We start from the raw sequence: 12719 nt of genomic DNA on the forward strand, positions 1-12719 counted from the left end.
TTTCATGCTAGTTCGGATTGTCGTCTTTTGCTCCAACTTCGGTCAAGGATTTTACCAGTCCCGCCATTCCCTGTATCTCTGATGGGATGATGATCTTGGTAGCCTTTCCGTCAGCTGCTTTCTCAAATGCTTCCAGGCTCTTGATGGTAAGGACTGCCTGATCCGCTCCCGCATCCTTCAGGAATCGGATACCATCGGCATTCGCCTGCTGTACCTTCATGATTGCCTCAGCCTCGCCTTCCGCCTCGCGGATCATAGCCTCTTTCTTCGCTTCCGCGCGAAGGATGGCTGCCTGCTTCTCAGCCTCCGCATCCAGAATCGCGGACTCTTTGTGTCCTTCTGCAACAAGGATGGTAGACTTCTTCTCGCCCTCTGCGCGAAGGATTGCCTCACGACGCTCACGCTCAGCCTTCATCTGCTTCTCCATCGCATCCTGGATGGCTGCCGGCGGGATAATGTTCTTAAGTTCCACACGATTTACCTTGATGCCCCATGGATCTGTGGCAACGTCAAGAGATGCACGCATCTTCGTATTGATCGTCTCTCTGGATGTCAACGTCTGATCCAGTTCCAGGTCGCCGATGATATTACGCAGGGTAGTTGCCGTCAAGTTCTCAATTGCCATAATCGGATTGGCAACTCCATAGCAGAACATCTTCGGGTCTGTGATCTGGTAGAAAACGACCGTGTCAATTCTCATAGTTACGTTATCCTTCGTGATAACCGGCTGCGGCGCAAAGTCCACGACCTGCTCCTTTAAGTCAACCTTCCTTGCCACACGGTCAAAGATCGGCAGTTTAAAATGAAGCCCTGTCCCCCAGGTTGCCTGGTAGGCTCCAAGCCTCTCAATAACCAGCGCCTGCGCCTGTCTGACGATCCTGATACAAGAGATCAGTACCAGAATAACAATGATCAATACAACAATTCCAATTACTCCTAATCCTAACATGTCTTCTCCTCTCTGGCTCTTACTATTAGTTTCACGCCTTGAATCCCTTCAATTACTACAACTGTATTTTTTGCAATCTTGCCGTCCAGGTCATCCGTCTTTGCCGACCATTCCTGCCCGTTGACTTCGACCCGTCCTTTTGATTGAAGCGTATCTATGTCTTCCAGTACCAGCGCCTGCTGCCCGATCAGGCTTTCCGCATTCGTCTTCTGCCTCTCCTGGTTAAAAAACTTCACCGCGATCGGCCTCGTGGCAATCAGCAGCACCAGTGACACTACAATAAAGACAATCACCTGTACCACCGTGCCAAACCCCAGAATGCCTGTGACAAATGCCACCAGGGCTCCGCCTGCAAACCAGATGGTTGTAAGCCCCATTGTAAAGATCTCTATCACCAGCAGTATTACGAATAATATCAACCAATATACTGTCTGCATAAGCCTTCCTCTCTTTTCTTAATTAGTATAGTATTCCTTTTCTACCATATTACTATACTTTAAGTTATAAAGCAATTACATATGTCTTCTTTGCCGAGCGGCTTCAAACATCAGAACCGATGAGGCGATGGCCGCATTCAGTGACTCTACCCGGCCTGCCATCGGAATTTTAATATAAGTATCTGCCTGCTGCGCGATTTCCTCATCCAGCCCGTTTCCTTCATTGCCTATCAAAAACGCGCAAGGCTTCGTATAATCAGCCTCGTCATAATCCTGCCTGCCATTGAGATGCGCGGCGTAGATGCAGATCCCTTTAGCCTTCAGATATCCGATATCCTTCTTCAAATCCTGCGAATAATAGAACGGCATCCGGTAAATGGATCCCATGGTAGAGCGGATGGTCTTCGGATTGTAGATATCCACGCATTCCTGATCCAGCAGGATTCCCGTCACGCCTGCGCCCTCCGCCGTGCGCAGTATGGTTCCCAGATTACCCGGATCCTGCAGCCGGTTCAGCACGATCATATGTGCCGCCCTGCCTGCCGCCGCTTCTTCCAGGCTATAGTCCAGCTGCCTGACCACGCACAGGATTCCCTGAGGCGTCTTCGTATCCGACACATAGCCAAAAACCGTATCCGACAGGATCAAAAGATGCGCGCCGCTGCCTTTTAGCGCCTCATCCGTCATGTGCTTCTCTTTTTTATAGAATGATTCCGAAGCATAAACTTCTTTTAGAAGCCTTTTCGGCGTTTCGCGGAACATCCGAATTCCCTCTACAAGAAATACGCCTTCTTCATCCCTTAATTTCCTCTTTTTTCTCAGATTTGCCAAATGCTTGACTTTGGCGTTCGCGGTACTGGTAATCATTGCTGTCCGTCCTTTCTATATCTGTTCCAGCGCGTCGTTAGAGCCAACCAGGATCAGGACCATGCCTGCTTCCAGAGGCTTTAATGGATCCGGGTTCACTTCCACATCCTCATCCACTTTGATCCCCACTACGTTTACATCATGGGATCGCCTGACATCCAGTTCCTGCAGGGACTTCCCTACCCAGTCTTTTGGAACGGCAATCTCCATAATGCTGTATTCGGACGACAAGGCAATCCAGTCCGCAAAATTGGCTGATACCAGATTCTTAGCTGTTCGTACCCCCATCTCCTTTTCCGGGAAAATGACCGCATCCGCGCCAATCTTTTCCAATATGGTGGCATGCAGCTTATTCTTTGCCTTTGCCATCACATAAGGCACTCCCATCTCCTTAGACACCAGGGTAGCCATAACGCTGGCTTCCATATCATCTGCCACCGCCACGATGACGCCGTCCAGATTCCTGGCTCCCATAGTGCGGATGACATCCGCATCTCCAATATCTGCCTTCATGGCATAGGATACCAAGTCGGAAATCTCCTGTACCCTCTCCATATGATTATCTACTGCCACGACTTCGCATCCCAGCCGCTGCAGAGTCACTGCTATACTTTCTCCAAAGCTTCCAAGGCCAAATACCGCATATTGCTTCTTCATTTAATCTTCCTCCATTATCCAACCATAATCCGTTCGTTCGGCAATTCCCTGATCTTGTCTCTGTAATTCGGCTTCCCCGCAAATACCAGGGCCAGCGTCAGAGGGCCAATTCTTCCCACATACATGAGTACCATGATGACCGCCTGGCTTCCCCGGGCCAGGCTAGGCGTCAAGTCTGCCGTAAGCCCCACCGTTCCTATGGCCGATGCCGTCTCATACATCACATTGATCAGGGGCACGCTGGCAGGCTCTATGATCAAGACCGTCACCGTGCCGGTAATAAACACCATGAACGCCAGCATGGCCACCGCGAATCCCGTCCGGAAGTTTTCCATTGTGATCTTCCTTCCGAAGCACTCCGTATCCTTGCCGCCCCGCACGAATGTAATGCAGGCCATCACCAGCATGGCGATCGTCGTGGTCTTGACCCCTCCGGCCGTACCTCCGGGGGAGCCTCCTATAAACATCAGGATGCAGTCAAGCAGCTTGCTCTCCTGCGTCAGTCCTGACTGGGATACCGTGAAGAATCCCGCCGTCCTAGTAGTTACTGACTGGAACATGGAGGCCATAACCTTCTTTCCAAAACTAAAGTCTCCCATAGTCTCTGGATTATGGTACTCCAGCAGAAATGTCGCGATCGTTCCAATCGCCAGAAGGATCAGGGTCGTTACGATTGCCAGTTTCGAGTGAAGCCTGAGCCTGGTAAACCACCACTTTTTCGGTACCTCATGCCTATATATCCGTTTCCCATTGGTGATCACATCATGCCATACCGAGAAGCCGATGCCGCTTAGAATGATCAGCAGCATTGTCGTAATATTGATCAGCGGATTCCCGGCATAGTCTGCAAAACTGTTGGCACCCAATATATCAATTCCCGCATTACAGAAAGCAGATACGGCATGAAAGATGGAATAGCAAATTCCCCGTACCAGACCGAATTCCGGCACGAACTGGAACGCATACAGAAAGGCTCCGGCCCCTTCCACCAGGAACGTGCCGGTAATTACCCGCTTCACCATGCCCACCATGCCTCCAAGGGAGTCCATGTTGTAGGTCTCCTGTATCACCACCCGCTCCCTTACAGTAATCTGCCTGCGAAGAATCAGAAAAAATACGGTGGCACACGCAATTACGCCCAGTCCGCCTATCTGGATCAGAAATAGTAATATCACCTTGCCAAATATGGTAAACTGTGCCGCCGGCGTTATGGTGACAAGTCCCGTCACGCAGACTGCGGAAGTCGCCGTAAATAGCGAATCCATAAAAGCAATCGGCTGCCGGTTGGATATCGGAAGCCATAGGAGCACTGCGCCTATAAATATGACTCCCAGGAATCCAAATACCAATATCCGCATCGTATTCCATCTGATATTCTGCTTTCTCTGCTGCATAACCTTATCTCCTTTGGCGCCGATCCGCCTGACTCCTTAGACTTTGCGTATTATGATAGCACATTCATTTGGTTATTTCTAGTGGTCCTTATTTAGTTTCCTGCTTACCCAAGACACAGGCGCGGGAAAAGCGCTGCAGAAGGCACAGGCCGAAACGGCCTGTGCCTTCCATCTACAATCTGTCGGAATTCCGAAATTATTCAAATACAGTCTGGTCTTCCACCGGCGTCATAAGCGCTTTAAGCGCCCGCTCCACAAGTTCCCGGCGGATCTTCTTGCTGGCCTCTTCTCCCCTGCCCGGATCGCCGAGAGGATATGGGATTCCCACTGCCGGAACGATACGGTTAGCTCCGATCGTAAGGGAGATGGGCACTACCGTCGCAATATGTACTACCGGAATGCCTGCCCGCTCGATTTCCTTCACCATTGTTGCGCCGCAACGAGTGCAGGTGCCTCAGGTGGAGGTCAGAATTACCGCCCCAATGTGGTCATCCAGCAGTTTCTTTACAAAGTCCTCTCCGAATGCCTTTGCATTTCCCGTAGAGGTTCCGGTACCGGTAGTGGTAATGAAGTAATCCGCAAGTTCTCCGATCACGCCTTCCTGTTCCATCTCCCGCAGTACGTCCAGCGGCACTACCAGATCCGGGTCTTCGGTTACGAATGCCCGATCATAGCCGCCATGGATGGTCATGAAGTCTTTCTTGTCCATATGATCCATGCCCTTGATGCTGTAGATTCCATACTTGGTGGCGCTGGATGACTCTATATGGTCAGGATTGCCTTGGGGAACGATTCCGCCGGAGGTGACCACTGCGATCTTGATCTTTCCTACGTCAGCAACCGGAGGATTCGGCGGTATCCGGTCAAATACGGGCATCGGATACTCGGTAACGCATTCCTCGCCTTTCATCTTCTTGACCAGTAGTTCTACCGCCCGCTCAGACCCTCTCTTCTCGTGGAAATAGTTGACACGGATTCCCCGTTCCAGATATCCTTCTATTTCCGGCCCGAAAATCTCTTCTCCGTTGATCAATTTCTCGCCAAGCCTTTTCATTACCGGCACTGCGTCACGCATTCCTGCCGCTGAGTTCTTGGTCTTTACAATAATTACATCCTTCTTGAACATGTCAGCTCCGGGGTTTTCCTGGTACATTCCTGTGATGACCGGAATTCCAAACCGCGCTTCTACCGCCTTGGCGATAGTTCCACATGCCACGCCGTATCGCCCGGCATTGAAAGCCGGACCTGCGATAAATAGCTGAGGGCCTACCGGCTCCATCATCTTAAGGATCTCTTCCTTCGCCTCTTCCAGATGCTCGCCAAAATAGTTGTCTCCACAGACGATCGTGGCGGCGATCTCATATCCATCGCCAAATTCCTTCGCAAATGCAAGGCCCGGACCGATCGCGCCTTCATGGAATTCGGGCTTCATGCCTGCCGCTTCCTCGCCGCCTGCGCCTGCAAAGAAGTTATTGATATAATGGACAATTTTTATTTTAGACATTATTGCGCCCCCTTCCTAATACGTGCGCGCCGTCAGATGATTGTATCCGTTGGCAATGGTGGATGCGATGATAATCTGCAGTTCTGCCTCAATGCTCCCATCCGGCTTCATGCTACCTTCAAATCCCCCGATCATAGTTTCCACATAGTCCAAAGTCCCGATTACCTTCTCCATCGGCGGGAAGTGGATGATGATATTGCCCTGCCCGCAGGATACTACCGTATCCGCCTCCGGCACCACGTCCGCCAGCGACTGGGACTTTCCGTCCCGTCCCGGGAACTCGTCGGTGATCAGCACGACCTTTGCTCCTGCCAGCGTGGCCTTCTTACAGTTCATCATCAAATCCGTATCCGGGTTGCCATATCCTTCTTCTGTAATGATCACCCCGTCCAGCCCCAGGAATTCTACCAGTTTCCCGACCATATCCGAAGACCGCTCCTTATCTGCCAGAAATACATTTTCGTTGGTCAGTATGACTCCGATAAAATTCAGGTCTTTCCCATGGTGTTTATACAGGTCCTCAATCACCGGATTATTCAGGTGATGGAAGGTGGTCACCTTGTCACAAGGTGCCACGCAGTTGCCGCTCACGATAGCGCCGTCCATGATCTCCGTGGGGTACATGAAGGTAGGGATGAACTTCTTGGCATCCACGCCATAATAATAGGTATCATGGAGAAGTCCTTGCGACTGCAGCATATGGATATATCCCACCTTAGGCAGATCCGGATACTGCGCCGCCTGTTCCAAATAGGGCCGGGTCTCGTAAGTTGCGATCTCATCCGGGACAAGTTCCCTTGCCGCCTCCCCTATGTAGGCTGCTACTTTAAGCCCTGCAAGCCTTCCTGCCGTCTCATGCTCATGGGCATCGATTCCATCCTTGGCATGGAAGATGACGCACACGTTGTTGGTCTTGGAAAACGGCGTGTACTTTGCCGTCTCTCCCGCCATATCGATGATTCCTTCCTGGAATCCCACGATCCTTCCCGAAGTCACGACCGCCGCGCCAACCAGGGCATGGGTCCTGCCCTCTCCTACCTGCTTTACCTTATTGATGATTCCCGGGAATATGCCGCCACTTCCGTCAACCTTCACCCGGGGCTCGATCACGTCCTTCACCGGAGCAATCCGTATCGATTCCCCGGGTCTCGCCAGTTCTACTTCCGCCGATACCAGACGGTCATCCGCAAGTACCAGATCGATGATCTCCTGCCGGCAGACATAGAGTGTCCCCTTCTCCACATATGTCCGGTCAGCAAACTGAACATCATGGATAAATATCTTTCCCAATTCCAGTTTCAATTCTTTCCCTCCTTTTCACAAAAAGGGAACATTAAGAATAATGTTCCCTTAAGCAATAAATTTACCGTCAATTTTCTTATATCTATATAATAATCTAAAAATTAACAAATAACAAGCCTAAACACAGCAAAAGTGCATCAGGCCAATTTAAAACCTGATGCACTACTATTTCTTCACGGGGAAGCGGATATATAAATCAATATTCATTATGCCATAAATTTTTGCAGATCGTGCCTTATCTTATCGTTCGGCTCATCATGCACCACCAGCATCAGCTCTTTCTTAACGCCCAGTCCCATGACTCCCATAACAGACTTGGCATCGACATGATGGCATCCAGAGATCAATTCTACATCACAGTCGTATTTTGACACTTTATCCACCAATACCAATGCGTCCTCCGCCGAATTTAGTAAGATATTAAATTTCATGTCTTTCTCCTCCTTCCGTATCTGTCTGCATCATACATATATATTCTACAACTCAAATCGGTTAAAGCAGTATCAACATCCGCTGAATTCCAGCATACTAAAGTAATTGCGGCCTCCCCTAAAAAAATAATCAAAATATGTTCCGTCCTATACCTTGAACCGGTACCCCACTCCCCATATCGTCTCAATATACTGAGGATTGGAGGTATCCATCTCCACCTTCTCCCGAATCTTCTTGATGTGTACCGTGACCGTAGCGATATCTCCGATGGACTCCATGTCCCATATCTCCCGGAACAGTTCTTCCTTCGTATATACATGGTTTGGATGGCTGGCGAGGAAGGTGAGCAGGTCGAATTCCTTCGTGGTAAACGTCCTCTCTTCCTCATTTACCCACACTCTCCGGGCCGTAGTATCAATCTTAAGGCCACGGATCTCAATCACCTTATTGGCCTCCACCGCGCTTCCTGTCAGGCGGTCATACCTGGCCAGATGAGCCTTCACCCGGGCCACCAGCTCGCTGGGACTGAATGGCTTTGTCATATAGTCGTCCGCTCCAAGCCCAAGGCCGCGGATCTTGTCAATGTCATCCTTCTTGGCGGACACCATGATAATAGGCGTATTCTTTACATCCCTGATCTGCCTGCAGATCTCGAATCCATCAATTCCTGGAAGCATAAGATCCAGGATAAACATGTCAAACTCCTCGCCCAGCGCCTTCTTAAGCCCCGTCTCGCCGTCATTGGCAACCTCCACCTTGAATCCGCTCAATTCCAGATAATCCTTTTCCAGATCTGCAATCGCCTCTTCGTCCTCTACAATCAATATCTTACTCATGAAATCGGCACCTCCTGATATTTTCTTAAGACAAAATACATGGTCGTTCCAGCCTCTTCCCTGCTGGTTGCCCATATCTTGCCGCCATGCTCCTCTATAATCTTCTTGACGATGGAAAGCCCTATGCCGCTTCCTCCTTTGGAAGAATTCCGGGAGGCATCCGTCCGGTAGAACCTGTCGAATATATTGGGCAGATCCTTGGCGGCGATCCCTTTTCCATTGTCTTCCAGTTCCACCTGTATGAAGTCTCCTACGTCTTTCACCCTGAGATTAATCTTCCCTTTTGGCTTATCCATATACTTCAGGGAATTATTTACAATATTGTGGATGACTCTCTTAATCTGCTCCGCATCCGCGATGACCTTGACGCTGCCTTCCACATAATTGAAATACCCGAACTCCACATTCTTTGACTCCAGCTCTATGGAAAGATCTTCCGCGCAGTCGTCAAAATAGGCATTTACCGACAGTGTATTAAAGTTATAGGGTATCCTGTTGGTGTCAATCTTGGTATAGAGAGTCAGCTCATTGATCAGCGTGTCCATCTCATTGGCTTTATTATAAATGGTACGGATATATCTTTCCATCTTTTCCGGCGTATCCGCCACCCCGTCCATGATTCCCTCCGCATAGCCTTTGATCGCCGTCACCGGCGTCTTCAGGTCATGGGAGATGTTGCTGATCAGTTCCTTGTTCTCCCGGTCGAATTTGATCTTTTCTTCTGCATTATCCTTCAGCCTGCAGCGCATCTGTTCCAGATCCTGGCATAGGCTTCCAAGCTCGTCTTCGGATTCCGGTTCCAACTCAAAGTCCAGATTCCCGTCCCGGATATTCTTAGCCGCCACCTGCATCTTCCCCAGCGGCCGCATGATCGCCCGGTAAATCCAGAATATCAGCAAGGCGGCCGTAAGTATCAGCACGATGATGATCCCAAATACCATATCCACAAAGAATTCTTCCACTTCTGGAATCATGTTGCTCACATCCGTGACGATGAAGGCACTCCCTTCCTGGCCGTCTGAATAATGGAAATCCACCTGCTTGATGAGCGCCTGGGCTTCTCCTCCCAGATAAATCCCATTTTCCGAGGTATTCTCCGATTCCCCATAATCTGGAAGCTGTCCGATCACATGGTTGGCCTCTTCCATATCCGTTCCCACATAGATAATCGTGCCTTCCTTGCGAACCAGCAGGTACGCCTTCTTCTCCTCCAGCTTCTGGTTGAATTCTTCCAGGCAGGTGGCATCTTCCATCTCCTGAGGATTCGTCTTTGCCATCTTGGACAGTTCATGGTATGGCTTCTCTGTCAGCCTGGACATCACAAGAACCGAATTGGAGAAACTCTTTACCGTAGTTCCCGAAATTTCATATGTTTTTTCTATAGCACTGATCTGATACCGTCCCAGCAGGCAAACCATCGTGACGGTCAGAACAATTGGAATTAAAATAAGCGTCAGAAAAGCGATGCTTAATCTTGTCTTTAACTTCATTCGTTTATACCCTCCAGGAAAAGTATAGCATGAAAAAGGGCGCTTCACATCAAAGCGCCCATAAACTTTTCTAAAATTTTTATAAATACTTCTTCAGTACTTCCACTTTATCAAGCTTCTCCCACGGAAGGTCGATGTCCGTACGGCCGAAGTGGCCATACGCCGCCGTCTGCTTATACAGCGGACGTCTCAGATCCAGCATCTTGATGATGCCTGCCGGACGCAGGTCAAAGTTCTCGCGGATGATCTCTACCAGTTTCTCATCGTCAATTCTGCCGGTTCCGAAGGTATCTGCCATGATAGAGGTCGGATGTGCCACGCCAATGGCATAGGACAGCTGGATCTCGCATTTCTTGGCAATCCCTGCCGCCACGATATTCTTGGCTACATAGCGGGCAGCATAGGCTGCGGAACGGTCTACCTTCGTGCAGTCCTTGCCGGAGAATGCCCCGCCTCCATGGCGGGCCATTCCGCCATAGGTGTCTACGATGATCTTGCGTCCTGTAAGGCCGCTGTCGCCATGGGGCCCGCCGATCACAAAACGGCCTGTGGGATTGATAAAGAACTTCGTCTCCCCGTCAATCATCCCCTGCGGAATCACTGCTTCGAAAACATGCTTCCTGATGTCTTCATGAATCTGCTCCTGGCTGATATCCGGATCATGCTGGGTCGACAGCACCACCGCGTCCAAACGTCTTGGCACGCCCGCCTCGTCGTATTCTACCGTCACCTGGGTCTTGCCGTCCGGCCTTAAGTAGGGAAGGGTTCCGTTCTTCCTGACTTCCGTAAGTCTTCTGGCCAGCTTGTGCGCCAGGGCAATCGGGTATGGCATCAGTTCCGGGGTCTCATCCGTGGCGTAGCCAAACATCATGCCCTGATCTCCTGCGCCGATTGCCTCGATCTCTTCTTCAGACATCTTATTTTCCTTTGCCTCCAGCGCCTTGTCAACGCCCATGGCAATATCTGAGGACTGCTCGTCGATGGCCGTGATCACGCCACAGGTATCCGCATCAAACCCAAACTTCCCTCTCGTGTATCCGATCTCCCTGACCGTATCCCTGACGATCTTCTGGATGTCTACGTAAGCGTTGGTGGTGATCTCTCCCATGACAAGCACAAGGCCCGTGGTGGTACATGTCTCGCATGCCACACGGCTCATAGGATCCTGCTCCATAAGCGCGTCCAGGATGGCGTCGGATATCTGGTCGCACATCTTGTCCGGATGGCCTTCTGTTACTGATTCTGACGTAAATAAAAGTTTTTCCATAGCATTCTCTCCTTTTCTACTGAAAGGGGCTTGCCCTTTCGCACACTTTCTCCCTGGATGGATTTATTTGGGGCTTGCAGCGTTTCAGAGATATGCCACGCAAGGCCCACTCCAAAAAACAGCCCGCATAAAGCGGACTGTTTTATATTATCATAAACCAATCCTCTTATTGTTCGATTACTCGCTCAGGTTGGCACCTTCCACACACCGGGGGTTGCCGCAGCTTCACAGATCCTTTGTATCTCCACTGCTCTGAATAAGAGAAAGTTTGCATTATTTAATTAATGGTTCTATGTACGAATAAGACTTTACACTCTTTTCCTCTAATTGTCAACCTACACTTTATGGAATCTGTATTATGCCTTGTTAAAAGTACCTGGTTCCCCACACTCCTGCTGCACACGCGATCCCGGCGATGAGAAATGAAGTATTAAGCCCCGCAACGTCTAACAGATACGGGCACAGAATGGATATCAGGCCATAGCCCAGCATGACCGCCCCGAAGTTCATGCCTTGATACTTCATTCCGAAATGATCCGATACCAGTACCGGAAATACGCTGACCACGCCTCCATACACCAGGCATACGATGGAGATCAGCAGGATGAACAGGCCTCCTCTAGCAGCAATCAGCCCCACCACGGATACCATAGCCAGCACATACATGACCCGGATCACCGCCTTGCGCCCGGTCCGATCCGACAGCCAGGGCATGGCAAACCGACCGATGATATTGGCAAAGGACGCGATCATGACGCCAGCCAGCGCTTGCGCGCTGGTAAGCCCTCTCTCCATTCCCAGGGACTTCATCAGAGGATTGACCAGCACGTATGCCGGAACCGCTAGGGCCATGGTGATGGCAATGGCATAGAATACTTTGGTATGCATCATTTCCCGGGTCGTATACTGCCTCTGGACCGCAGCCTCTGCGCCTCCCTCAGGCTTTGTGCCTGCTTCCGGCTTTGTGCTCCCATCCGTCTTCGCCAGCACGCTGCCCTGGCTTGCCAGCTCTTCCGGGGCTTCCTCGATAAAGAAGGCGCCCAGGCAGAGAACCGCATAGACTGCCGTCACCAGCAGCATGGCAGTCCGGTACCCATATGACGCAAGGATGGAATCGCACAATGGATTCATCAGCACGCCTGAGATTCCGATGACTCCTACTGTAATTCCCGTGACCAGCCCACGCTTGTCCGGAAACCAGCCCTGGGGCACCGCCACCAGCATGCTGAACGCACAGCCCGATCCCAGGCCTCCTAAAGCGCCATATCCCAGCGATATAAGCCAAGGCATATGACTTGGCGCTACCGCGGCCAGAAAGAATCCCAGGCACATCACAAGGCTTCCTGCAAGGATCGTCTTCTTCGCCCCTATCTTATGCTGCAAGTACCCTCCCAGCATGTTTCCAAGAGCAAATATCCCGATAATGATCGTGAACGGCTGGCTGGAAGCGGCCAGGGACAGACCGTACTCTTTCCTTACATAGGGCTGGAATACCGTCCATATGTAAGGGTTGCCATGCACGAAGTTCACAATGGAAGCAATCGCCAGAACTGCATACCTGTTCTTACCCTTCTTCATCCTCGC

The 12719-nt window shown here is 50.6% G+C and carries 12 protein-coding genes and 1 riboswitch; all 12 genes read right to left on the reverse strand.

Annotated features, from left to right (window positions below; all coding sequences use genetic code 11):
- Positions 1-7: 7 nt before the first annotated feature.
- The gene (locus K0036_RS17595) at positions 8-949 is read right to left on the reverse strand and encodes an SPFH domain-containing protein (RefSeq protein ID WP_004606508.1); all 942 of its coding nucleotides are present in this window, start codon (positions 947-949) and stop codon (positions 8-10) included.
- Positions 943-1386 carry an NfeD family protein gene (locus K0036_RS17600; protein ID WP_025641398.1) on the reverse strand — a complete coding sequence of 148 codons (444 nt, stop codon included), beginning with the start codon at positions 1384-1386 and terminating at the stop codon, positions 943-945. The genes K0036_RS17595 and K0036_RS17600 overlap by 7 nt, the downstream gene beginning before the upstream one ends.
- A gap of 75 nt (positions 1387-1461) precedes the next feature.
- Positions 1462-2253 (reverse strand): TrmH family RNA methyltransferase, encoded by a 792-nt coding sequence (locus K0036_RS17605; protein ID WP_025641396.1) that lies wholly within the window; start codon positions 2251-2253, stop codon positions 1462-1464.
- 15 nt (positions 2254-2268) lie between these two features.
- Positions 2269-2910, reverse strand: coding sequence for a potassium channel family protein (locus K0036_RS17610; RefSeq protein ID WP_025641393.1), 642 nt, complete (start codon positions 2908-2910; stop codon positions 2269-2271).
- A gap of 14 nt (positions 2911-2924) precedes the next feature.
- On the reverse strand, positions 2925-4304 hold the full coding sequence (locus K0036_RS17615; RefSeq protein WP_173694411.1) for a TrkH family potassium uptake protein: 1380 nt from the start codon (positions 4302-4304) through the stop codon (positions 2925-2927).
- Between the two features lie 196 nt (positions 4305-4500).
- Positions 4501-5808: a sarcosine reductase complex component B subunit beta gene (grdF, locus tag K0036_RS17620; protein ID WP_220430292.1), complete on the reverse strand. Its 1308-nt coding sequence runs from the start codon at positions 5806-5808 to the stop codon at positions 4501-4503.
- 15 nt (positions 5809-5823) lie between these two features.
- Positions 5824-7110 carry a sarcosine reductase complex component B subunit alpha gene (gene grdG / locus K0036_RS17625; protein WP_025641385.1) on the reverse strand — a complete coding sequence of 429 codons (1287 nt, stop codon included), beginning with the start codon at positions 7108-7110 and terminating at the stop codon, positions 5824-5826.
- Between the two features lie 206 nt (positions 7111-7316).
- Entirely contained in the window at positions 7317-7541 is a 225-nt protein-coding gene (locus K0036_RS17630) for an HPr family phosphocarrier protein (RefSeq protein WP_025641383.1), read from the reverse strand.
- A gap of 147 nt (positions 7542-7688) precedes the next feature.
- Positions 7689-8378: a response regulator transcription factor gene (locus tag K0036_RS17635; protein ID WP_025641381.1), complete on the reverse strand. Its 690-nt coding sequence runs from the start codon at positions 8376-8378 to the stop codon at positions 7689-7691.
- Positions 8375-9868 (reverse strand): sensor histidine kinase, encoded by a 1494-nt coding sequence (locus tag K0036_RS17640; protein ID WP_220430293.1) that lies wholly within the window; start codon positions 9866-9868, stop codon positions 8375-8377. The genes K0036_RS17635 and K0036_RS17640 overlap by 4 nt, the downstream gene beginning before the upstream one ends.
- Positions 9869-9947: 79 nt before the next feature.
- The gene (gene metK / locus K0036_RS17645; protein WP_173694408.1) at positions 9948-11135 is read right to left on the reverse strand and encodes a methionine adenosyltransferase; all 1188 of its coding nucleotides are present in this window, start codon (positions 11133-11135) and stop codon (positions 9948-9950) included.
- Between the two features lie 163 nt (positions 11136-11298).
- Positions 11299-11398, reverse strand: a riboswitch (SAM riboswitch).
- A 103-nt stretch (positions 11399-11501) separates the two neighbouring features.
- The gene (locus K0036_RS17650; protein ID WP_220430294.1) at positions 11502-12713 is read right to left on the reverse strand and encodes an MFS transporter; all 1212 of its coding nucleotides are present in this window, start codon (positions 12711-12713) and stop codon (positions 11502-11504) included.
- Positions 12714-12719: the final 6 nt, after the last annotated feature.

It is taken from the genome of [Clostridium] scindens (assembly GCF_019597925.1).
Classification (GTDB): domain Bacteria; phylum Bacillota; class Clostridia; order Lachnospirales; family Lachnospiraceae; genus Clostridium_AP.